Source organism: Paractinoplanes hotanensis (genome assembly GCF_023717965.1).
Taxonomy (GTDB): domain Bacteria; phylum Actinomycetota; class Actinomycetes; order Mycobacteriales; family Micromonosporaceae; genus Actinoplanes; species Actinoplanes polyasparticus.
In genome coordinates this window covers 175,843-198,936 of sequence record NZ_JAMQOL010000015.1, presented here as the reverse complement: position 1 = coordinate 198,936, position 23,094 = coordinate 175,843, and the positions used below count along the sequence as shown (strand labels likewise).

Below are 23,094 nucleotides of genomic sequence, written 5' to 3'. Positions count from 1 at the left end.
GCGAGGGCCCCGGCCGGACGATCACTGGTAGACGCGCACGTAGTCGACGAGCATGCGGGACGGGAACGGGGTGGTGGCGTCGATCGGACCGGGGAAGTCGCCGCCGACGGCCAGGTTGAGGATCAGGTAGAACTTGTGGTCGAAGATCCACGGGCCCCGGGTGTTCTCCACGGTGTCCTTCTTGGCGTCGAAGACCTGCCGGCCGTCCAGGAAGAACCGGATGCCCTTGCTGTCCCACTCGGCGGCGTACACGTGGAAGTCCTGCGACAGGTCCACCCCGGCCGCGTTCTTCTGGCCGTACCCGCCACCGCCGTTGTAGGCCGGGGCGTGCAGCGTGGTGTACATCTCGCCGGTGTTGCGGCCGAGGACCTCCATGATGTCGATCTCGCCGTTGTAGGGCCACGGGCGTCCGCTGAGGAAGTCCTCGCCCATCATCCAGAACGCCGGCCACAGTCCGTTGCCCTTCGGCACCTTGATGCGGGCCTCGAACCGGCCGTACTGGGCGCTGAACTTGCCGCCCGTGTTCATCCGGGCCGAGGTGTACTGCCGGCCCTGGTAGTCCTGCCGGCGTGCCTCCATGACCAGGTTGCCCGCGCCGTCGGTCTGGGCGTTCTCGCTGTTCGGCGTGTAGTACTGGATCTCGCCGTTCTGCGGGACGCCCGGGTCGTAGGTCCACTTGGCGGTGCTCGGCTTGGTGCCGGCGGCCTCGTTGAAGTTGTCCTCGAAGACCAGCCGGGAGGCCGGGAACGTCGGGTCGGCCGGCTGAGCCGGCGGGTTCGCCGGGGCGCCGCCGGTGCCGTAGACGCTGAACTCCCACAGCGAGTAGCCGTAGGCGCTGCTGCGGACGGTGCCGTACATCCGCACGTAGCGGCCGGCGCCGGTGGCGTTGATGACGTCCTTGAGGCCGTCACCGGTGGTCGTGGTGTAGATCGGCGACCAGTTGGCGTTGTCGTTCGACACCTGGATCTGGTACGACCGGGCGTACGCCGGGTCCCACTGCAGCACGACCTGGCTGATCTGGGCCGTGGCGCCCAGGTCGACCGAGATCCACCCCGGGTCGACCCAGCCGTTGGTCGAGCTGGTGGCCCAGCGGCTGGCCGGGTCGCTGTCGAACGCCTTGTCCGGGCTGCACGGGTTGCAGTTGACGTCGTTCTGCCAGGTGCTCGCCTGCGCGGGCTTGTTGTAGGACAGCAGGCGCGCGGTGCCGCCGGGCGGCGGGGTGGTCGTGGGCGGCGGCGTGGTCGTCGGTGGTGGCGTGGTCGGCGGCGTGGTGCCGCCCGAGAACACCTGGAACTCCCAGAACGAGTAGCCGTAGATGGACAGCGCGCGCTCGGTCAGATTGATCCGCACGTAGCGGGCGGTGCCACTGACCGCGATGCTCTGCTGACCACCGGCGCCGGTCGTGGTGGCGTACGCCTGGGTGTAGGTGCTGCCGTTGGCCGAGAACTGGATCGTGAACGCCTTGGCGTAGGCGCTCTCCCAGTTGATGGCGATGCGGCTGACCGCGGTCGGCGCGCCCAGGTCGACCTGCCACCACTGGCTCGCCGAGTACGAGCTGGCCCACCGGGTGCCGGCGTTGCCGTCGACCGCCTCGCCGGGCTGGTAGGCGCCGGCGACCTCGGTGGACGAGGCGGTGGCGGTCTTGCCCTGCGAGACGACCACCTCGGCCGCCTCGGCGTTCTGGGTGGTGGCGACGAAGAAGGCGGCGAGCAGGCCCACGAGGGCCGCGCCGAGAGTGAGAATCCGGGCCGGAGACAGCCTGCTGCGAGGCGTCCCGAGCCCGTCCAGGACCGGGGATGTCATGGAGGGACTCCAGGGAATCGGGGATGTGTCAGAGCGATTTCGGCCGGGGGAACGGCGTGTGAAAGCGCTCTTTGTGATGTCACTCTGAACCGGCGTGTCGGCGAGTGTCAATGCCTGGTCGCAGCCCGGGAAGCGCTTTCTCAGAAGTTCCCGCAGGTGGGAGCGGCAACGGCCGCCCCGGTTCCGGAACCGGGGCCAGGTTTCGCGGAGGGCGCGAAACCCCAGGGGGACGAGCCAGATGGTGTGAAACCCGAGACAGGTACGCTTTCCGGCCATGACCGACACGAACCAGCCCTCCGGCCGGCACGCCGCCAAGCCGGACGACCTCGGCAACCGCTCGACCGTCAACATCAAGCGGTTCCTCGAGAAGGACGAAGAACTCGAGCGCCAGGCCAACGAGCTTCGCTCCAGCGGCCGGCACGCGGCGCCCGAAGTCCAGCCGGAGAGCTGATCCCCACGGGAGGCCGCCCCGGCGGCCTCCCCACGCAACCCGCCCTAGTGGTCTTCGAGGTCGCCCTCGGTGTCGAGGTAGAGCTGCTGCAACGCGTTCAGCGTCTCCGGGGAGGGCGACTCCCACAGCTTGCGCTCGGACGCTTCGAGCAGGCGCTCGGTGATGCTGTGCAGGGCCCACGGGTTGGACTGCTGGAAGAACTTCTGGTTCTCGGGGTCGAGGGCGTAGGTGGCCGCCAGCTGCTCGTACATGTAATCGGTGACCACGCCGGCGGTGGCGTCGAAGCCGAACAGGTAGTCGACCGTGGCGGCCAGTTCGAAGGCGCCCTTGTAGCCGTGGCGGCGCATCGCGGCGATCCAGCGCGGGTTCACCACGCGGGCGCGGAAGATGCGGGCGGTCTCCTCGGTCAGGCTGCGGGTGCGGGTGGCGTCCGGGTTGGTCGAGTCGCCGACGTACGCGGCGGGGGCCTTGCCGGTCAGCGCGCGGACCGTGGCGATCATGCCGCCGTGGTACTGGAAGTAGTCGTCGGAGTCGGCGATGTCGTGCTCGCGGGTGTCGATGTTCTTGGCCGCGATGTCGATGCGCCGGTACGCGTTCTCCATGTCCGGGCGGGCCGGCACGCCGTCGAGGTCACGGCCGTACGCGAAGCCGCCCCACACGGCGTACACCTCGGCCAGGTCCTTGTCGTCGCGCCAGGTGCGGCTGTCGATCAACGGGAGGATGCCGGCGCCGTACGCCCCCGGCCGCGAGCCGAAGATGCGGGTGGTGGCCCGGCGCCAGTCCCCGTGGTCGTCGCGGTCGGCCAGGGCGTGCTCGCGGACGAAGTTCTGCGGCTCGTCGAGCTCCGCGATCATCCGGAAGGCGTCGTCCAACATGGCCACCACGTGCGGGAAGGCGTCGCGGAAGAAGCCCGAGATGCGGACGGTGACGTCGATGCGGGGGCGGCCGAGCTCGTCGCGGCCGATGGGCTCGAGGCCGGTGACCCGGCGCGAGGCGGGGTCCCAGATCGGACGTACGCCGATGAGAGCGAGGATCTCGGCGATGTCGTCCCCGGCCGTCCGCATGGCGCTGGTGCCCCAGGCCGACAGGCCGACCGACCGGGGCCAGTCGCCGTAGTCCTCGCGGTAGCGCTTGAGCAGCGACTCGGCCATCGCCTGGCCGGTCTCCCAGGCCAGCGCGCTCGGGATCGCCTTGGGGTCGACGGAGTAGAAGTTGCGCCCGGTCGGCAGGACGTTGATCAGCCCGCGCAGGGGCGACCCGCTCGGACCGGCCGGCACGTACCCGCCGTCCAGCGCGTGCAGCAGATTGCCCAGCTCGTCGGTCGTGCGCTCGAGACGCGGCACGACCTCGGTGGCCGCGAACGTCAGCACGTCAACCACCCGCGGCACGTCCATCGGATCACCGTCGTCAAGAATCCCGCTGAGGACGACCTGGACAATCCGGTCGACATGCTCGGCGTCGACCGGCCAGCCTGCCTCTTCCATCGCGGTGACGAGGGCGTGCGCGACCGCCTCGACACGGTCGGTCCGCGCCGTGGACGCGTCCTCGGGCAGGCCGAGCGCCTCGCGCAGGCCGGGCAGGGCGGCCACCTTGCCCGCCCACATCTGGCGGGCCCGCAGCATCGCCAGCACCAGGTTGACCCGGGCCTCACCCTGCGGCGCCGCGCCCAGGATGTGCAGCCCGTCGCGGATCTGCACGTCCTTGACCTCGCACAGCCACCCGTCGACGTGCAGGATGAACTCGTCGAAGTCCTCGTCGCCGGGCCGGCTCTCCAGCCCCAGGTCGTGATCCATCCGTGCGGCCTGGATCAACGTCCAGATCTGCGCCCGGATGGCGGGCAGCTTCGCGGGGTCGAGCGCGGCGATGTTCGCGTGCTCGTCGAGCAGCTGCTCCAGGCGGGCGATGTCCCCGTACGACTCGGCCCGGGCCATCGGCGGGATCAGATGGTCGACCAGCGTCGCGTGGGCCCGGCGCTTGGCCTGCGTGCCCTCGCCCGGGTCGTTGACCAGGAACGGATAGATCAGCGGCAGGTCACCCAGGGCCGCGTCGGTGCCGTCCGAGGCCGACATGCCGACGTTCTTGCCGGGCAGCCATTCCAGGTTGCCGTGCTTGCCCACGTGCACCACCGCGTGCGCGCCGAACTCGTCAGCCACCCAGCGGTAGGCCGCGAGGTAGTGGTGCGAGGGCGGCAGGTCGGGGTCGTGGTAGATGGCCACCGGGTTGGCGCCGAACCCGCGCGGCGGCTGCACCATGACGACGACGTTCTCGTCGCGCAGGGCGGCCAGCACGATGTCGCCGTTGTCGACGTAGAGCTCGCCCGGCGGCGGGCCCCAGTGCTGCTCGACGCCGGCGCGGAAGTCGGCGGGCAGGGTGGCGAACCACCGCTCGTACGCCGAACCCGGGATCCGCACCGGGTTGCCGCTGAGCTGTTCCTCGGTGAGCCAGTCCGGATCCTGGCCGCCGGCGGCGATCAGCGCGTGGATGAGCCCGTCACCGTCGTACTCGCCGAAGGAGCCGATCCGGTAGCCCCGGGAACGCATCGCCTCGAGCAGGGCCACCGTGGAGGCGGGCGTGTCGAGGCCGACCGCGTTGCCGATGCGCGAGTGCTTGGTCGGATAGGCCGACAGCATCAGCACGATCCGCCGCTCGGTCGCCGGGATGTGCCGCAGCCGGGCGTGGGCCACCGCGATGCCGGCGACGCGGGCCGCCCGCTCCTCGTCGGCGACGTAGACCGACAGCCCGTCGGGGTCGATCTCCTTGAACGAGAACGGCACGGTGATGATCCGGCCGTCGAACTCCGGGATCGCCACCTGGGTCGCCGCGTCGAGCGGGGACAGCCCGTCGTCGCTGGCCTCCCACTGCGCCCGGCTGCTGGTCAGGCACAGCCCCTGCAGGATCGGCACGTCCAGCCCGGCCAGCACGCCGACGTCCCAGGCCTCGTCGTCGCCGCCCGCGCCCACGGTGGCCGGCTTGGTGCCGCCGGCCGCGAGCACCGTCACGACCAGGGCGTCCGCCTTGCGCAGCTCGATCAGAAGGTCTTCCGGCGCCGTACGGAGGGAGGAAGTGAACATCGGCAGCGGCCGCCCGCCCTTGGCCTCGACCGCACGGCACAACGCCTCGACGAAAGCCGTGTTGCCGGCCATGTGGTGGGCCCGGTAATACAGCACCGCGACCGTCGGCCCGGTAGCGGTCGTCTCGCGCGGCAGCGGCCCCCAGTCCGGCGCGGCCTGCGGAGGGGCAAAGCCGTGACCGGTCAGCAGCACGGTGTCGGAGAGGAAGTTGTAGGCCGCGGCCAGGTTGTCCGAGCCGCCCTGAGCCAGGTAGACGTGCGTCTCCGCGGCCACTCCGGCGGCCACCGACGAGAGCTTCATCAGGTCGGCGTCCGGCGCCTGCTCGCCACCGAGCACCACCACAGGAATCGACCCCCCGAGCAGGGCGTCGAGCCCCTCCTCCCAGGCCCGGCGCCCACCCAGGATGCGCACGACGACCAGGTCGACCCCATCGAGCAGAGCCGACAGGTCGTCGACGCCGGTGCGGGCCGGGTTGGCCAGGCGCCACGGCGAGCCGCTGGCCCGGGCACTGAGCAGGTCGGTGTCGGACGTCGACAACAGCAGGAACACGCCAAGCTCCCCTCGGGGTCCGCGCCCCGGGTAGTAGAGATCACGGCGACCGGAGTTCCTGGCTCCCAGGCCGTGGCAGGCCTGGTGACAGTGGCGGGACCGCGCCGGACTCACACCGGCTTCCTCCGCGGCGTCGCCGCTCGTGGGTTCCCACCCTTCCGGGCCCGCCTGTCCCCCGTCAAGGAGGGGTGGGTCGTGTGATCATCCCGACCCGAGGCTGCGGTCCTGTCGGTAAGCGAACGTGGTATCCGGGCCATCTCAGGAAGAGCCGACCATGTGATCATCCCAACCCGAGGCTGCGGCCCTGTCGGTAAGCGAACGTAGTATCCGGGCCGTGCCCGCCCGTAACTCCGACATCGATGCCTGCCCTGGCGCGTTGCGTCTGCACTCCGCCGCAGACGGCCCGTTGGCGCGGGTCCGGCTGCCCGGCGGGTTGCTGACGGGCGAGCGGCTCGCCGTTCTGGGCGAGCTGTGCGCCGAGTTCGGCGATGGTCACCTGGAGCTGACGTCCCGGGCGAACGTCCAGCTCAGAGCATTGCGGGTGGCCGACCCGGCGGTGCTTGCGGTCCGGCTGTCGGCCGCCGGCTTGCTGCCTTCGGAAACCCACGAAACTGTACGGAATGTAGTCGCCCCGCCGTTGGCCGACAGCACACTCCGCACACTCGTCGAGCAGCTCGACGTCGCTCTCTGCGCCGACCCTGCCCTGGCCGCCCTGCCCGGCCGTTTCCTGTTCGCTGTGGGCGACGTTTCCCTGGCCGCCGACCTCGCCGCCGTTCCCACCGGTGGCGAGTTCACGATCCTGTTCGCCGGCCGCGACCTCGGCGTGCGCGTTCCCGTCGACCAGGTAGGTCCCGCTCTGCTGACCGGCGCCAACGCCTTCCTCACCGAGCGCGCGGCCACCCCCGTCGGCGCTCCCGCCTGGCGCTTGCACGAGCTACCCGACGGCCCTGACCGAGTAGCCGAACGCGTCGCCGCCGCCCTGGATCTCCCCCGCCCCGTCCCCGGCCCCGACCCCGAGCGGCCCTCCGCACTTTCGCTCCCGGTCCCCGACAGCGAGGCGGCGGCGTTGGCTGGGGCACTACCGATTACCGGCAGCAACGCGGCAGCGTTGGCTGGGGCACTACCGGTTACCGGCAGCAACGCGGCAGCGTTGGCCGGGGCACTACCGATTACCGGCAGCAACGCGGCGGCGTTGGTCGGGCTGCTGCCGCAGGCGGATGGCCTCGTGGCGGTCGGGGCGCTGGTGCCGTTGGGGCGGCTCGGCGGGGCCGCGTTGCGGCTGCTCGCCACCGCACGGCGGCTGGTCGTCACGACCGCGCGCGGGGTGATCGTGCCCGATCTGACGCCGGAGGCGGCCCGGCGCTGGGCTCGCGCGCTGGCCGAGGCCGGGCTTGAAGTCGAGGGCACCTCGCGCTGGGTCGGGGTGACCGCCTGCGCCGGGCGGCCGGGCTGCGCGAAGTCTCTGGCTGACGTGCGAGCCGATGCCGATGGCGCCAGCGCGTACTCCGACGGCCTGCCCGTCCACTGGGTCGGCTGTGCCCGCGGGTGCGGCAGCCCTTCCGGCCCGCACGTGCGGGTCGAGGCCACCCCCGACGGTTACGCCGTGACCCGGCAGCCGGGCGGGAAGACGTACACCGGCGACCCGGCCCGCGCGGTCGCCGCCGCGAGGAGGAACTGATGGAGTACGAGAAGGACGGCGCCGAGATCTACCGGCGTTCCTTCGCCACGATCCGGGCCGAGGCCGACCTGACCGGTCTGCCGGTCGACGTGGCCCGGGTCGCGGTCCGGATGATCCACGCCTGCGGCATGGTCGACCTGGTGCGCGACCTGGCCTACAGCCCCCAGGTGGCCGCGGTCGCCCGCAAGGCGCTGCTCGCCGGCGCGCCCGTGCTCTGTGACGCCGAGATGGTGGCGTCCGGCATCACCCGCAAGCGCCTCCCGGCGGCCAACGAGGTCATCTGCACCCTGCGCGACCCGTCGGTGCCCGCCCTGGCCGACCGGCTCGGCACCACCCGCAGCGCGGCTGCTCTCGACCTCTGGCTCGACCACCTGGAGGGCTCGGTCGTCGCGATCGGCAACGCCCCCACCGCCCTGTTCCGCCTGCTCGAGATGATCGCCGCCGGCGCCCCGCGCCCGGCCGCCGTCCTGGGCATCCCGGTCGGTTTCATCGGCGCCGCGGAGTCCAAGCAGGCCCTGGCCGCCACCGACCTGGAACACCTGGTCGTCCGCGGCCGCCGGGGCGGCAGCGCCATCACCGCCGCCGCCGTCAACGCCCTAGCCTCAGAGGCGGAGTGAAGTGACCACCCCCACACCAGTCGCCGCGACGAGCACCGCCCCCACCGCCGCATCAGCTTCGGCGCCCGTTGACGAGGACGACGGCCGTGGAGGCGTGTCGACCGGACCTGCCGAGGGCGGCCAGGACGAGGCTGCCGGCGGAAGCGGCCGCCTGTACGGCGTCGGCGTGGGTCCCGGCGACCCGGAGCTGATCACCCTCAAGGCGGCCCGGCTCATCGAGAGCGCCGACGTGGTGGCCTACCACGCGGCGCGGCACGGGCGGAGCAACGCCCGCGCGATCGCGGCCGGTCTGCTCCGCGACGGGCAGATCGAGGAACCGCTGATCTATCCGGTGACCACCGAAACGACCGACCACCCGGGCGGCTACCAGGGCGCGATCGACGAGTTCTACGCCGAGGCCGCCGGACGGCTGGCCGCGCACCTCGACGCGGGGCGCGACGTGGTGGTGCTGGCGGAGGGCGACCCGTTCTTCTACGGGTCCTACATGCACATGCACAAGCGTCTGGCCCACCGCTATCCGACCGAGGTCGTGCCGGGCGTCACGTCGGTCAGCGCCGCCTCGGCCGTGCTGGGCCGGCCGCTCATGGAGCGCGACGAGGTGCTGACCGTACTGCCGGGCACCCTGCCCCCGGCCGAGCTGGCGGCCCGCCTGGCCGGCACCGACTCGGCCGCCGTCATGAAGCTCGGCCGCACTTTCGACGGCGTCCGCGAGGCCCTCGCCAAGGCCGGCCGCCTCGACGACGCGTGGTACGTCGAGCGCGCCACCACCGACCGCGAGCGCAGCGCCCCGCTCACGGACGTCGACCCCGGCTCGGTTCCGTACTTCTCGCTCGTCCTCCTGCCCAGTCCCGCCGCGACGGCATTCGTTCAGGGGGAAGGCGCCAGAACGGCCGGACGTGCCGCCGCGGAAGACACCGCCGGCGGCAGTACGGGTGGGAGCGTCACTGTTGTCGGGCTGGGGCCGGGCGACCCGTTGTGGCTGACGCCGGAGGCAAGGGCTGCGCTGGCGGGCGCCGACGATCTGGTGGGCTATCTGCCGTACCTGGAACGGGTGGCAACCGGGGCGCACCAGCGCAAGCACCCGTCCGACAACCGGGTCGAGGCCGAGCGGGCCGCGTTCGCGCTCGATCTGGCCAAGCGGGGGCGGCGCGTGGCCGTCGTCTCGTCGGGGGACCCGGGCGTGTTCGCGATGGCGGCGGCGGTCCTCGAAGTGAGTGAGGACCCGCAGTGGAAGGACGTGCCCGTGCGGGTCGTCCCGGGGCTCACCGCGGCGCAGGCCGTGGCGAGCCGGGCCGGCGCGCCGCTGGGGCACGACTTCTGCGTGATCTCGCTGTCCGACCGCCTCAAGCCGTGGCCCGTCGTCGCGGCGCGGCTCGGCGCGGCGGCCGCGGCTGACCTGGTCATCGCCGTTTACAACCCGGCCTCGAAGACCCGCCGCGAGCAGCTCGTCAACGCCCGGGAGCTGCTGCTCGAGCACCGTGACGCCGACACTCCGGTGATCGTCGGGCGGGATGTCGGCGGCCCCGCGGAGGCCGTCCGGATCACCACGCTGGGCGACCTCGATCCGGCAACCGTCGACATGCGCTGCCTGTTGATCATCGGCTCGTCGCAGACCCGGGCCATCCAGCGCGGCGACGGCAGCACCTTCGTCTACACCCCCCGCCACTACCCCGCCGAGTAGGCCCAAGCACACCGCAGCCGGCGCCGATCGAGGTGTCCGGCCATTGCACCCTGCCCGCTCCCCGCGGCAACGCCAATGCAATCCAGGAATTCGACACCGCGAAACCGTCCGACCGATTGAGGGGGTCGCTCCCACACACCATTCCGCACCTCGAACGAAGGGCACCGACCCACCGTGATCTCGCCTTGCCGCCGCGCCGTAGTTTTGGCCTCGTCGCTGCTCCTGGGCCTTGCCCTGCCGCACCCCCCGGCCACCGCGGCTGCCTCGAAGACGACGACGAAGACGCCCACCGCCACCGTCAAGTCCGTCATGAAGACCAGCTCCCCCGTCCAGGCGACCGTCAAGACCGAGACCCTCCCCACCCTGGCCTCCCGTCTGGCCGCCGTGAAGACCGCCAAGTCGCTGAACTACTACCCGTCCGGCGGTGGCTGGACGAAGATGTGGACCGACTGGAACCCCGCCAAGATCGACGCCGACCTGGCCAAGGCCGAGGCGCTCGGCGCGGACAACCTCCGCGTCATCATCTTCCCGAGCACCTTCGGCTGGCCGAAGCCGTGGAACGGCTACCAGGACCGGCTGGCCACGCTGGTCGGCATGGCCGCGGCCCGCGGCATGACCGTCAAGTTCACCCTCTTCGACTGGTGGAACGGCTACGGGGAGGTCGCCAACAGCATCTCCTGGGTCAACACCGTGCTGACCCGCTACAAGGACGACAAGCGCGTCATCGCGTTCGAGCTCCAGAACGAGTTCAACGCCAGCGACACCGCGGCCGTGGCGTGGGCCCGGAAGATGGTTCCCGCGATGCGCTCGTCGTTCCCGACCATGCCGCTGACCTTCTCGGTGGACGGCACGTCCGGCGTCCCGGGCATGGCGAAGATCAAGTCTGCGCTGGCCTCGACCCCGATCGACTACTTCGACTTCCACTTCTACGGCAACTCCGAGCGCGCGCTCGCGGTCATCAAGAACGCGCAGGCCACGGCCGCGCCGTTCCCGATGGTCATCGGCGAGGTCGGCCTGAACACCCTGCAGAACACCGAGGGTGAGCAGGCGGCGTTCCTGGCCCGGGTCTTCGAGGCGGCGGAGGCGGCCGGCGTGCAGTCGGTGGCGCCGTGGACGCTGAACGACTTCACCCAGGGCGCCATCCCGTCGTCGGCCGTCTCGCGCATCCCGGCCCAGTACAGCTACGGCCTTTACCGGGTCGACGGCACCGCCAAGCCGGCCGCCGCGGCCGTCAAGGCCGGCTGGACCAACACCGCCATGCCGGCGTCGCTGATGGACCCGAGCTTCGAGTCGAGCGCGGGCCAGACCCCGTGGCGGGCCTTCATGCCCGAACTGGGCCTCGCGGTCAAGACCCAGTCGGCGGCACGCACCGGCAAGTGGTCGATCAGCCTCACCAGCACCGGCAAGACCTCGGCCGGCTCCCCGTCGTACCGGGTCTCGCCCATCGCCCCGGTCAAGGGCGGCCAGAAGTGGCACGCCGAGGTGTGGGCCCGCGGCAACGCGGCCACCGGCACCACCCAGATCGCGCTGAGCTGGTTCGACATCAAGGACAAGTGGCTCGGCGGCAGCTCGTCGACCTGGCTGCCGGTAGGCACCACCGGCTGGACCAGGCTGGTCGTCGACGCGGTCGCCCCGGCCGGCTCGACCAGCATGCAGGTTCACCTCAAGTCGGGCGCCAACAAGGGCACGGTCTGGTTCGACGACGCGGTGATCTCCGCGTCCTGAGCCACCCGCTCCGCAGGCGACGGCCCCGCGCCGGAAGGCAGCGCGGACGTGAGACCGATCCGGGCGAACAGGCGCGAGAAGGCGGCCACCGACTCTTCCCACGAGGAAGGGTCGGTGTGCCGCCTTCCGACGTTCTCCGAGGCGCGGGTGATCGCCTCGGCCAGGGCGGGCACCGAGCCGGCCGAGACGAAGGTCGTTCCCGAGTACTTCCCGGCCGCTTCCACCAGTCCCCCCACCGCCGTCACCACCACGGGCAGCCCATGGCTCATCGCGATGTGCAACGGCCCGCTGGCCGAACTGCGCCGGTAGGGCAGCACCACCATGTCGGCCGCGGCGAAGAAACCGTCCACTTCGGAGTCCGTGACGTAGCGGTTGACGAACGTGATGCGGGCGGCGGCCGGGGATTCGGCGATCATCGTGGCCGGCAGCGTCCAGCCCTCCCACGTCTCTCCCACGACGGTCAGCGTGTAGTGCGAAGGCAACCGCCCGAACGCCTCGATCAGATCCTCGAGGCCCTTGTACGGCCGGATGGTGCCGAAGAAGAGCAGCCGGCAGGGCTCGCCGGCCGAACGCGGGTGGGGAGCCGGGCCGCCTCGAGGAGCAGCACCGGAGTGCGCAGCCGGGTGCTCGTGGTGGTCGAACGGTCCGTGCAGCACGACCTCGTCCGGCACGTCGCCCAGGTCGTACGTCGCCCGCAGGGCAACCCGGTCGAAGCGCGAGTGCACCACCACCCCGTCGGTCCGGCGCAGCAGCGGCTTGATCAGCTTGCGGCAGTAGAGGGCAGCCCATCGATGCTGCGCCTCCCCGGTGTCCTGCACCTCGTGGAACTCGATCACCACCTTGATCCCGGCCAGCCGCGCGACCAGGCAGAGCACGAGGTACGAGTGCAGCACCGTCCCCGTCCACCACTGGAAGACGATCACCGAGGGCCGGAACGAGAGCAGGAACCGCGCCGCCCGGATCAGGCTGGGCACGCCCCACCAGTCGACCCCGTCGAACACGTGCACGGAGGGGTCGTACGAAAGCTCACTCAACTGACGACCCACCCGACCGCGCCCCGGATAGAGCCGGGTAGGCAGCAGCTGTCGCATCAGGATCGTGCCGACCCGATAGTCGGCGGCCAGCGCGTTGCTGAGCCGGCAGGTGTAATAGCTGATCCCGGAGAGGAACCGCCAGCCCGAGCCGACGACCACCACCCGGGGGCGTTCGTCAGCGCCGGGCGGCGGTGGCGATGCAGTCACGGTAGACCTCCTCGATCTGCGGAACGACGCGCGCGGCCGTGTAGTCGAGCCCGCGCTGGTGCCCGGCCACGCGCAGCCGCGCGGTCAGGGCGGGGTCGGTGAGCAGCCGCGACAGGGCGGCCACGAGCGCGCCGGGGTCACCCACCGGCACCTGGAGGCCGCTCTCGCCATCGCGGATCATGGTGGCCAGGCCGCCGGCGTCGGTGGCGATCAGCGGCGTGCCGGCCAGCAGCGCCTCCACGGCGACCTGGCCCATCGGTTCGAGGACGGACGGCACCACCCCGGCCGCCGCGTGGCGCCAGGCCGCCATCACCTCGGGGTGCGCGACGTTGTGCCGCACCACGACACCGGGCGGGATCGGCGGGGTGTCGGTCCGCGGCGTGCCCAGGCAGACCAGGGCGGGCGGCGGGTCCGGCTGCTGCCATCCGGCCAGCAGTCTCGCGTACGCGGTGAAGAGCACATCGATGCCCTTGTGCGGCCCGAGCTGCCCGACGAACAACAGGTAGCGCCCCTCCGGCAGCCACGCCGGCCGGGGCGTGTCCCGGGCCAGCGCGTCGAGGCCGTCCGGCACCAGGCTGCTGATCACCTGGACGGGCACGTCGCCGGGCAGCCGCCCGTTGATGACACCGTCGGCCACGGCCGTCGAGATGGCGGTCAGCGCGTCGATGCCCCGGTGCCGGTGGGCCCGCAGGGCCGCGGTGAGCAGCGCCGACCGCGGCCACCCGTACTGCTCGCTCGCGCACGGCACGCACCGGCCGAGCCGCGGCCCGCCGCAGGGACGGCCCGCACGCGCGTACGTCTTCTTGACGCACGTGAACCCGAAGTCGTGGGCCGTGTGCACATGCGGCCGGCCGTCGCGCCCGTAGCGCAGCGGCAGATAGCTGTACATCATCCAGTCGTGGCTGTGCACGACGTCGTAGTCGCCGCTGCGCAGCACCCGCCGGATGGCCGCGGTGGTGAGCGGGTCGGCCGTGGTCGGGTGGAACGGCTTGGCCGCGTCCTGGTTCATCCCGGGCAGCAGGGTGTTGGCCACGCTGCCGACGCGTTTCACCCGTACGCCGCGGATCGTCTCGTCGTGCCCGGCGAGCGGCGTCGCCAGCGTGAGCACGGTGACCTCGTGCCCGCGGCGCACCAGTTCCTCGCTGCTGGTGGCGATGCTGCGTTCGAGGCCGCCGATCACCGGCGCGTACAGGTTGGACAGGTGCAGGATCTTCATGCGGCGGCGGCCCCTCTTCGGCGGACGGAACTGACGGCGACGGCCACCGCGCCCACGGACTGACCGACCAGCCAGGCGATTCCGGCGGCCTCGATCCCGGTGCCGGGCAGCCACAGCCAGGTGAGGGTCAGGCAGGTGGTGGCCATCAGCAGGTTGAGGCGCAGGCAGCGGCGGAACTGACCGAGCGAGCGCCAGTGCGCGACGACGAGGTTGGTGATGGCGTCGGGCAGCGCGGCCAGCACGAGGATGCGCAGCAGCACCCCGCCCTCGGCCGCGAAGCCCGGGCTGAACAGGCCGAGGATCCAGTCGCCGGCGAAGAACAGCAGCAGCGCGGGCGGCCCGGTCACCGCGAGCACGACTGCGGCCGCCCGGGGCAGACCGGCCGGCGCCGCGTTGGTCCGCTCGGCGTAGAAGGCCGAGGCCACCGCGGGCGAGACCATGAACAGCATCGAGGCGGTCATCCAGGCGACGTAGAAGTGGCCGTTGGCCTCGGGCCCGAGCCGCGCGGTGACCAGCACCGGCAGCAGCGCGGTGGGGCCGGCCTGGGCCAGGTTGATCAGGTGGTGGCCGCCCAGCGAGCCCTGGACGTGCCGCAGTTCGGCCCCGATCCCGGCCGCGCCGAGCCGGGCGCCGGGGCGCAGCCGGGGCAGGCTCGCGATCACGGTGTACGCGGTGACGGCCACCGACGGCAGCGTCCAGGCGAGCAGCACGACCGACGCCCCGCCGTAGCCGGCCCAGGTGAGCACCGCCAGCGTGACCAGCTTGCCGCCGGCCAGCGCCAGGTTGCGGGTGAGCATGCCGTGGCTGGCACGGTGGGCCACGAAGACGTTGTCGAGCAGCGTCGACGCGGTCAGCGCGACGGCCGTGACGACCAGCGCGACCAGGCCCGACGAGTCCCGCAGGAAGGCGAAGTGCCCGCCCAGCGCGGGCAGCACGAGGCCCGCGGCGGACGAGACGAGCGCGGTGGCGCCGCAGCCGAGCAGCAGGCCGGCGCTGACGATCCGCGACCACTCGCCGACCCCGGCGCCCGGCAGCCGCTGGATGAACATGTGCCCCAGGCCCAGATTGGACACCATGCTGACGACGGCCGCGATCGAGATCAGCGCGGTGGCCGTGCCGATCGACGGCTGGGCCAGCTCGCGCGCGGCCAGCAGCCAGTAGAGGTAGCCCAGCCCGGCGGCGCCGGCCGTGCTCGCCATGATCAGGGCGCTGTTGCGGGCCAGGGAGTCCCGCGCGACGGTCTTCAGCACCGGCGCTGTCCCGGCCCGTGACCGTAGAAGACGGTGCTGGTGGCGCCCAGGCTGATCTCGATGCGGTGCAGGCAGTTGTCGGGCGGGGCGGGCACGAAGACGTCGACCGAGCGGGTCGTGCCGGGCACGACGGCGAGCGCCCGGCCCGAGACGAGGCGGGTGCCGACCCGTACGCGCAGGGGTTCGGTCGCGGCCGGACGCCCGGCGCTGCTCACCCGCACGGGCACGTGGACGCCACGGGCCGGGATCGCGACCGGGCGGTCGATGTCGCCGGCCCAGCCGTTGAGGGCCAGGCTCGTGTAGCCGGGTTGCGGCGGGTGCGGCAACCAGTCGTACGCCTGCAGGGCGAGAAACCCCACGACCAGGGTGAGAAGGCCGGGGATGGCGACGGCGGCGACCGTGCGCGGCAGGCGCGGATCGACCGGGGCCCCGTCCGCCCGCTCCCGCAGCAGGACGATCACGCCGAGCACGGTGGCCAGGACGGCGAGCCCGACGGCCAGCGCCCGGGGCCGGATCAGGATGCCCGTCGCGTGCAGCGTGATCGCCAGGAAGGGCAGGCTGACCAGTCCGGCCGCGGCGGCCAGCCCGATCCGGGTGACCGTCGGCATCGCCTCGCCGGCCAGCGCGCGCAGCCACAACTCGCCCAGGGCGATCAGCGCGGCCAGGCAGAGCGGGGTGAGCACCCAGGGCGGGCCCCCGGCGAACCCGAGCACGGCCAGGGCGGCGTAGGCGGCGGCGAGGATCCGGGGTGTCGTCATCGCGCGGCCCTCCGCAGCGAGGCGAAGTCGAACCGGTAGATCGCGATGTTGCCGCTGTCGTAGATCTTGATCGTCCACGGCATCCGGTCGAACTTGGTGAGCTGACCGAGCGTGAACGCGGGCTTGTCGCTGTGCGGAACCGGCTCGTTGGTCTCGAAGTAGATCTGGATCTCCGGCACCTCCCGGGCCATCCGCCGGTCGACGATCAGGTAGGTGAACCGCCACGAGCTGAGCTGCTCGATCAGCCGGGGCGAGAGCTGCCGGCCGGGCTGGGCGAGGTAGAGGTCGTAGGTGGGGAACGACACCGAGCCGGTGACCGGTCGCTGCCCGCCGAACGATCCGAAGATCAGCCCGGAGTAGCGGTCGGCGACGATCCGCAGATCGCGGCCCTGGGTCGAGCGCAGCCAGGCCGACGCGGCGGACACCTCGGGGATCGCCGAGCGGGTGTCCGAGCCGAAGACGGGCGGGCCCGGGAAGCGGTAGGACGGGTTCATCCCGGCTGCGGTGTTGCCGACCATGACGACCGCGCAGACCGCGAGCAACGCTGTGCCGCTGTAGAACGGGGCCCGGTCGAGCAGCCAGATCACCACCGGCGCCACGACCAGCGCGATCCCGAGATAGCTGAAGGCCCACGAGCGGCGCGCGCCCTCGGCCCCGCTCGGGGTGAGGATCAGCAGCGCCGCCGGGAAGTAGCACGAGCCGAGCACGAACATGGTCAGCGCGCCGTTGCGCGACACCGCGTCACCCTCGCGCCGGCGGCGCAGCCACAGGGCGGCCGCCAGCATGCCCAGCCCCGCGACGCCCTGCGCCCCGAACGCCGCGGCCCGCTCCCACCAGGGCGCGATCGACTCGCGGAACAGGGTGCGGCCGCCACCCCCGCCCTCGCCGGCCATCCCGGCGAACTGGTCGAGCGCGCGGGCCAGATAGGGGTCGAGGTAGCCGGCGGTACGCGGCGCGACCACCCACAGGTAGGACACGACCAGCACGGTGGCTGCGGCGGTGAGCGCCCAGGCGGTCCAGGTGACGGCGCGCGGGTTGATCCGGCGCAGGGCCCGGGCCGTGGCCACCACGCAGAGGATCAGCATGATGCCGAGCAGTCCGAGCGCGGTCAGGTGGTGGGTGGCGATGGTGGCCGCGGAGAGCATCACGGTCACCGCCGACCAGCCGAGCCGGGCCCGGCCGGCCGGCCCGCGCATCGCCCGGTGCAACGCGACCAGGGTCCACACCAGCAGCGGGATGGCCAGGGACTCGTACCCGAACTGGGTGTCGAAGAAGAGGAACGAGCTGTTGAGGCTGTAGACGATCGTGGCGACCGCGGCGATCCGGGCGTCCTGCCAGATCTCCTCGGCCAGCACGGCCACGCCCAGCACCACGAGCAGGTGCGCCACCATCAGCACGAGCAGCGCGCCGTGCCAGATCGAGACGCCGGTGAGCCCGCTGATCGCGGCCACCGCCGAGTGCAGCCCCGGGAAGTCGCCGACGACCTTGACGATCGGGTTCTGCTCGAAGAGCCGGCCGTCGAGCAGGATCTCGCGGGCCTGGCGCCAGTGGGCGAACTCGTCGTGATAGAGCGGCCCGTCCGGCGTGCGCAGCAGTTTGGGCAGGTAGGTGAAGCCCGCGTACGCCGTCAGCACTGCCACCCGCAGCCGTGCCCCGGTCCCGCGGCGCACCAACCAGTAGACCGCGGGCAGCGTGAACACCAGCATGCCGGCCCAGAAGAGCGCGAACTGCCGGCCGGTGTCCCACTCGGCGGCACGGTTGGCCGACACCAACAGGGCGGCTCCGGCCGAGCCGGTGACGACCAGGGTGGCGGCACAGATGACGGCCGGCCGGCGAGACGCCGTCGGGGCGGCCTCGGGCGGGCTCGCGACGGCAGCGCCGGTTGTTCTGCCGGGAGCCGGCCGGGTCAGAGTCATCGGTCGCCGGCTCCGGCGCCGGCCTTGGCCTGCTGGATGATGTGGACGGGCGGGGCGACGCTCGCGTAGATCTCCCGGGTCGCCAGCACGACGTCGCTCCAGGTGGGCAGCGCGTTGCGGCCGTGCTCGGCCCGGGCGGCGCCGGCCGCGACCCGCAGCGTCTCGGCCAGCGCGGCCTCGTCGTCCGGGTTGACCAGCCAGAGCGGCGCTCCGGGGGCGACCATCGCGGCCAGTTCCCGGTGCGCCGGGATGAAGCTGGCCACGGTCGGGATGCCGGCGGTCAGCGCGTCGGCGACCGCCATGCCGAACGCCTCGTGGCCGGACGCCGAGACCACCGCCGCGGCCGACGCCATCCGGGCGTGGAAGGCGCCGTCGGGCAGCCGGCCGTGGAACACGACCCGGTCCGGCCCCAGACCGAGCCGGGCCGCCAGGTGCTCCCACTCCTCGCGGGCCGGCCCGGCGCCGACCACGTCGAGGCGGTGGTCGGCGGGCAGGTGGACCATCGCCTGGATCACCCGGTCGACCCGCTTGTAGCGCTCGAGCCGCCCGACGCAGAGGATGCTGCGTCCCGGCTCGGGCCCGGCCACCAGGTCGGGCGCCGGGTCGGTGCCGTTGGGCACCACCACCAGGCGGCCCCGCGCCTCCGGGAAGTGGCTGCTCAGCAGGTCCCGCTCGGCGCGGGAGACGCAGATGATCCGCCCGGCCCGGGCCACGATCCGCCGGCCCAGCGGCCGGTAGATCGGGTGCAGCGCCGCACGCAGCCGGCTGTGGCCGGTGCCGTGGTAGTGCGGCGTGAACACGAGCGGCGTGCGGTTGGTCAGCGCGGCCGGCAGGGCGGCCAGCGCGTGGTAGCTGTGCGCGTGCAGCACGTCGTAGCGACCGGCGTTGCGCCGCAGCCATAGCCACAATCCCGCCGACAGGCGGTAGTTGGACGCCTTGACCGTGAGCGGGAACCGGCGGACCAGCACCCCGTCGATCGAGTCGACCGAGCCGTGGGTGTGCTGGGTGAGCACCTCGACCTCGTCGCCGGCGGCGACCAGCGCGGCACAGAGCCGCCGCACGTGCGTCTCCACGCCGCCGATGTCGGGGTGGTAGGCGCTCGTGACGACGCCGATCCTCACCGCGTCCGCTCCGCCGCGGGGAGGCCGGCGGCCCGCCGCCGGCGGGGCCACTCGCGCGCGATGGTGCGCAGCACGCGCAGACCGTCGGTGAACGCGTTGAGGTTGCTCTCGCCGTGGATGCGCTGCTGCTCGTAGCTCGGCACCTCGACGATGCGCAGCCGGGCGCGGGCCGCGCGCAGGGTCAGCAGGGTCTCGATCTCGAAGCCGTCGCCCCACAGCCGGCCGTCGGCCGAGGTGGTGCTGTCGAGCGCGAAGGCGTCGAGGTGCCGGGCCCAGAACGCGTTGTAGCCGTAGCAGAGATCGCTGTAGCGGGTGCCGAAGAGCAGGTTGACCAGGGCGCTCAAACAGCGGTTGCCCCCCGAGCGCAGCCGGGTGATGTCGGCGCTGCCGCCGGCCCCGGCGAAGCGGGAGCCCTTGGCGAAGTCGGCGCCGGCGCGCAACTCGGCGATGAAGCTGGGGATCTCGCGCGGGTCGGTGGACCCGTCGGCGTCGATCATGACGATGATATCACCCGTGGCGGCGGCGAAACCGCAGGCCAGCGCGTTGCCCTTGCCACGGCGGTTCTGCTGGACGACGCGGATGCCCGGCATCAGGCGGCGGGCGACGTCGACCGTGTCGTCGGTGGAACCACCGTCGACCAGGATGACCTCGTCGACCGCGGGCAGGGCGGCCATCACGTGGGGCAGGTTCAGCGCCTCGTTGAGCGCGGGGATGATGACGCTGACCAGGGGCTCTCCGGCCGCGACGAGCATCGGCGGCGGAAGCTCGGTGCCCGCTCCGGCCTCCGGGCGGGTGTAGGGGACCGTGGACATGACTTCACTCCAAGACTCGGTGGGGTCGTGCGGAAGGCGCCCGCCGGCGCCGTTCACCGGAACCGGCGGGCCACCTGGTCAGGCGCCGGAACCCTGAACGGTCCAGGAGTAGATGTCCTGCTTCGACAGGCCGGTGCCGGTCGACGCGGTGAATCCGATCCAGGCCTCGGTGTCGCGGACGTGCGCGGCGAGGTCGATCTCCCGCTCCAGCACCAGCTGTTCGATCGAGCCCGCGCTCAGCGACTTGACATAGACGCTCAGCAGCGACGACTCGGCGTCGTAGACGACCCGGGCGTTGAACGGCTTGCCGAACAGCGGGATCGGGGCCTCGGCCGTGTCGGTCTGGTAGTCCGGGTTGCCGCCCAGCACGACCGCGAGGTGGTTCCCACTCGGGTCGTACGGGTTCTGGTAGGTGTCGAACTCGACGGCCAGGCTGGGCTCGATGCCGCGGTAGCCCAGGCCGCCGCCCCAGCCGCCGAGCGCCCGCGGTCCCTTGGTCTGCACGACGAACGCGATGCCGTCCGCGCCCGGCCGGAAGTGGTGCAGGTAGACCTTGAACGCGGACTCGAAGGACTGCGTGACGTCGAGCTTCGAGGACGCCCAGGCCGAGCCGGACTGGCGGTAGCCGCCCGGGGTGAGCCGCAGGATCTTCTGCCGGGCCTTGTCGCCGGACGACAGGATCAGGTCGGCCGCGCCGTTGCGGTCCAGGCTCTTCGAGGCGCCCTTGAAGGTCGGGTAGTCGATCAGCGGGTCGTCGTCGGCGGCGGAAGCGGGTGCTCCCGATGCGGCTATCGAGAGGGTCAGGGCAGCGGCGAGGCCACCCCGCACCGCCCTGGAGGAACGTGAGGAAGACACAGTTCTGCGCTCCAATTCGGATATTTTGCCCCACTAGGACGTGGCCTAAGGTAGGGCAGCGCGCAGAACCGCGTGACCGAGACGATGCTATTTATCCCGAATAGTAGGCACTCGGTCCGTTAGCCACGAATGGAACGCCCCGATGTGGTGCTCGCTCGGAACGAGCACACCCCCGCGCGCGTACGCCCGGGAGGCCATCGACGGCTGACAGCGCTCACACGCCTCGAAGTCCTGCCGGTTGACCCGGTCGAAGAGCTCCACCGAGCGGCTCAGGTCGGCGCCCGAGGCCACCACGTCGGGCCGGAACAACCAGTCACACTCGACGATCGTGCGGTCCACGGCCAGCGGGTACATCCGGTGGAAGATCACGTGGTCGGGCACCAGGTTGACGAAGACCTGCGGCTTGACCGTGATCGCGTAGTAGCGCCGGTCCTGCTCGGCGGCGAGGGAGTCGATCGTCGCCACGCCGGGGCGGCCGTCCACGGTGAAGCCCTCGACGTCCCGGCCGAACTCGGCGCCGTGGCCCACGTAGTACTGCGCGGCGTACCCCCCGGCGAACTCCGGCAGCACCTGCACCAGTTCGGGGTGGATCGTCGAGCAGTGGTAGCACTCCATGAAGTTCTCGATGATCAGCTTCCAGTTGGCCGCCACGTCGTACCGGATCCGCCGGCCCACCTCGAGCGAGTCCAGGCCGTAACGGTCGATCGCGCCGAGATCACCCAGGCGCTCCACGCACGCGCCCATGACGTCCTGCTCGAAGCTCGGCGGGTCGTCGGCCAGGCACACCCAGACGTAGCCGAGCCACTCGCGCACGTGCACCGGGCGCAGGCCGTACTCCACCCGGTCGACGTCGGGCATCTTGACCAGGTTGGGCGCGGCCACGAGCTTGCCGTCGAGGCCGTACGCCCACGCGTGGTACGAGCATTTGAACGTCCGCTTCACGTTTCCCGAGTCCTCGACGCAGACGCGGGCGCCGCGGTGCCGGCAGACGTTGAGGAACGCCCGCGCCCGCCCGTCCGCCGAGCGCGTGATGATCAGGTTCTCCCGGCCGACCTCGACCGTGCGGAAGCGGCCGGGCGTGCCGACGTCGGCCCCGCGCGCGACGCAGAACCACATCCGCTCGAAGATCGCCTCCTGCTCGCGCGCGAAGATCGACGGGTCGGTGTAGTAGTGGCCGGCCAGCGTGGGAATCAGGGATGAGGTCACCGGAACCGCCTCGGGTCGAACAGGCCGATCGGATGGACGGTCGCCCCGCAGGTCGCCAGGTCGGCCAGGATCTCGCCCACCACCGTCACGAACTTGAACCCGTGGCCCGAGAAACCACAGGCCACGGTCACCGACTCGTGCTCCGGATGGCGGGCGACGACGAAATGCTCGTCCGGGGTCGTGCTGTACATGCAGGGCTCACCGCGCAGGAACCGGCCGGGCAGATCGGGCAGCCGGCGCCCGCAGTAGTCGGCCATCTCGGCGATCTCGTTCGCGTGCGCCTCGGTGTCCAGCGTGTCCGGTGTGGTCGGCGTGCCCCGGCGGAAGAACGCGATCTTGGCGCCCCCGTCCGGCCCGTCGATCGCCGGGAAGCCGTAGATCTGACCGCCCTCGGCGTCCTCCCAGATATAGATCGGATGGCGGTCGGGCAGGAACGGCTCGACACCGCCGCGCGGCTGATACCAGTACTGCACCTGGCGCTCGATGCGGAACTCGATGCCCAGATCGGCCAGCAGCTCGGGCGCCCACGGCCCGGGCGCGAGCACCAGCTGGCCGGCCGTGTACGAGCCCTGCCCGGTGGTCACCCGCACCCCGTCGCCGGCCGGTTCCCAGCTCGTCATCGGCTCATGGAAGCGCAGGTCGGCACCGTGTTTCGTGGCGAGCTGCAGGTTCGCGGCCACGGTCGCCTCGGGCCGGACGAACCCCGCCCGGGCCTCGAACAGCGCGATCTCGTCGGGCTGCGGCGCCAGCGTCGGGAAGCGGCGGCGCAGGTCCTTGGCGTCCAGGATCTCGTGCTCCAGGCCCCACTGCTCGGCGCTGGCCCGGCTGCCGGCGACCGTCCGGCTCTCCGGGCGGCCGATCATCACGCCGCCGGTCAGCGTGATCACGTCCCGGCCGGAGTCGGTGGCGAGCTGGTCGAACAGGTCGTACGCGCGCAGCAGCAGCGGCACGTACTCGGGGCCCTCGAAATACGACTGCCGGGTGACCCGGGACCCGCCGTGGCTGGCCCCGCGGTCGTGCGCCGGGCCGTACTTCTCCAGGCCCAGCACCCGTTGGCCGCGCGCCGCGAGCTGGAAGGCGGCGGCGCTGCCCATGCCGCCCAGACCGACAACAATCACGTCGTACGCCGACATGGGCGCCTCCT

General features: G+C 72.0%; 17 protein-coding genes and 1 riboswitch. Of the genes, 5 read left to right on the top strand and 12 right to left on the bottom strand.

Annotated elements, in window-relative coordinates:
• Positions 1–21: 21 nt before the first annotated feature.
• On the bottom strand, positions 22–1,803 hold the full coding sequence (locus LXN57_RS12460) for a galactose-binding domain-containing protein (protein ID WP_251798213.1): 1,782 nt from the start codon (positions 1,801–1,803) through the stop codon (positions 22–24).
• 274 nt (positions 1,804–2,077) lie between these two features.
• Between LXN57_RS12460 and LXN57_RS12455 the strand changes: the two genes are divergently transcribed.
• Complete coding sequence (locus LXN57_RS12455; RefSeq protein WP_221382397.1) at positions 2,078–2,254, top strand: hypothetical protein; 177 nt, start codon at positions 2,078–2,080, stop codon at positions 2,252–2,254.
• A 44-nt stretch (positions 2,255–2,298) separates the two neighbouring features.
• On the opposite strand, the gene cobN is transcribed toward LXN57_RS12455, so the two are convergent.
• Positions 2,299–5,874: a cobaltochelatase subunit CobN gene (gene cobN, locus LXN57_RS12450; RefSeq protein ID WP_251798212.1), complete on the bottom strand. Its 3,576-nt coding sequence runs from the start codon at positions 5,872–5,874 to the stop codon at positions 2,299–2,301.
• Between the two features lie 52 nt (positions 5,875–5,926).
• Positions 5,927–6,000, bottom strand: a riboswitch (cobalamin riboswitch).
• A gap of 208 nt (positions 6,001–6,208) precedes the next feature.
• Here cobN and LXN57_RS12445 point away from each other — a divergent pair.
• From LXN57_RS12445 to LXN57_RS12430, 4 genes are all read left to right on the top strand, one after another.
• Positions 6,209–7,552, top strand: a complete 1,344-nt coding sequence (locus LXN57_RS12445) for a ferredoxin-like domain-containing protein (protein ID WP_251798211.1) — start codon at positions 6,209–6,211, stop codon at positions 7,550–7,552.
• Entirely contained in the window at positions 7,552–8,169 is a 618-nt protein-coding gene (locus tag LXN57_RS12440) for a precorrin-8X methylmutase (protein ID WP_251798210.1), read from the top strand. Before LXN57_RS12445 ends, LXN57_RS12440 begins: the two co-directional genes overlap by 1 nt.
• 94 nt (positions 8,170–8,263) lie before the next feature.
• Positions 8,264–9,850 carry a precorrin-2 C(20)-methyltransferase gene (locus LXN57_RS12435; protein WP_251798209.1) on the top strand — a complete coding sequence of 529 codons (1,587 nt, stop codon included), beginning with the start codon at positions 8,264–8,266 and terminating at the stop codon, positions 9,848–9,850.
• Between the two features lie 174 nt (positions 9,851–10,024).
• Positions 10,025–11,575 carry a cellulase family glycosylhydrolase gene (locus LXN57_RS12430; RefSeq protein ID WP_251798208.1) on the top strand — a complete coding sequence of 517 codons (1,551 nt, stop codon included), beginning with the start codon at positions 10,025–10,027 and terminating at the stop codon, positions 11,573–11,575.
• Here the strand turns inward: LXN57_RS12430 and LXN57_RS12425 are convergent.
• The 10 genes from LXN57_RS12425 to solA all read right to left on the bottom strand — a co-directional run bounded on the left by LXN57_RS12425 (position 11,509) and on the right by solA (position 23,083).
• Positions 11,509–12,816 carry a glycosyltransferase gene (locus tag LXN57_RS12425; RefSeq protein WP_251798207.1) on the bottom strand — a complete coding sequence of 436 codons (1,308 nt, stop codon included), beginning with the start codon at positions 12,814–12,816 and terminating at the stop codon, positions 11,509–11,511. The two genes, LXN57_RS12430 and LXN57_RS12425, sit on opposite strands and share 67 nt — an antisense overlap.
• Complete coding sequence (locus tag LXN57_RS12420; protein WP_251798206.1) at positions 12,785–14,032, bottom strand: glycosyltransferase family 4 protein; 1,248 nt, start codon at positions 14,030–14,032, stop codon at positions 12,785–12,787. The genes LXN57_RS12425 and LXN57_RS12420 overlap by 32 nt, the downstream gene beginning before the upstream one ends.
• Positions 14,029–15,282 carry a lipopolysaccharide biosynthesis protein gene (locus tag LXN57_RS12415; protein ID WP_251798205.1) on the bottom strand — a complete coding sequence of 418 codons (1,254 nt, stop codon included), beginning with the start codon at positions 15,280–15,282 and terminating at the stop codon, positions 14,029–14,031. The genes LXN57_RS12420 and LXN57_RS12415 overlap by 4 nt, the downstream gene beginning before the upstream one ends.
• The gene (locus LXN57_RS12410) at positions 15,276–16,040 is read right to left on the bottom strand and encodes a hypothetical protein (protein ID WP_251798204.1); all 765 of its coding nucleotides are present in this window, start codon (positions 16,038–16,040) and stop codon (positions 15,276–15,278) included. The genes LXN57_RS12415 and LXN57_RS12410 overlap by 7 nt, the downstream gene beginning before the upstream one ends.
• Positions 16,037–17,956, bottom strand: a complete 1,920-nt coding sequence (locus tag LXN57_RS12405) for a putative glycosyltransferase family protein (protein WP_251798203.1) — start codon at positions 17,954–17,956, stop codon at positions 16,037–16,039. Before LXN57_RS12405 ends, LXN57_RS12410 begins: the two co-directional genes overlap by 4 nt.
• Positions 17,953–19,077, bottom strand: coding sequence for a glycosyltransferase family 4 protein (locus tag LXN57_RS12400; protein ID WP_251798202.1), 1,125 nt, complete (start codon positions 19,075–19,077; stop codon positions 17,953–17,955). The genes LXN57_RS12405 and LXN57_RS12400 overlap by 4 nt, the downstream gene beginning before the upstream one ends.
• Entirely contained in the window at positions 19,074–19,889 is an 816-nt protein-coding gene (locus LXN57_RS12395; RefSeq protein ID WP_251798201.1) for a glycosyltransferase family 2 protein, read from the bottom strand. The genes LXN57_RS12400 and LXN57_RS12395 overlap by 4 nt, the downstream gene beginning before the upstream one ends.
• A 78-nt stretch (positions 19,890–19,967) precedes the next feature.
• On the bottom strand, positions 19,968–20,744 hold the full coding sequence (locus LXN57_RS12390) for an L-type lectin-domain containing protein (protein WP_251798200.1): 777 nt from the start codon (positions 20,742–20,744) through the stop codon (positions 19,968–19,970).
• Positions 20,745–20,831: 87 nt separating this feature from the next.
• Positions 20,832–21,950 (bottom strand): aromatic ring-hydroxylating oxygenase subunit alpha, encoded by a 1,119-nt coding sequence (locus LXN57_RS12385; RefSeq protein ID WP_251798199.1) that lies wholly within the window; start codon positions 21,948–21,950, stop codon positions 20,832–20,834.
• Complete coding sequence (gene solA, locus LXN57_RS12380) at positions 21,947–23,083, bottom strand: N-methyl-L-tryptophan oxidase (protein WP_251798198.1); 1,137 nt, start codon at positions 23,081–23,083, stop codon at positions 21,947–21,949. The genes LXN57_RS12385 and solA overlap by 4 nt, the downstream gene beginning before the upstream one ends.
• Between the last annotated feature and the right edge of the window lie 11 nt (positions 23,084–23,094).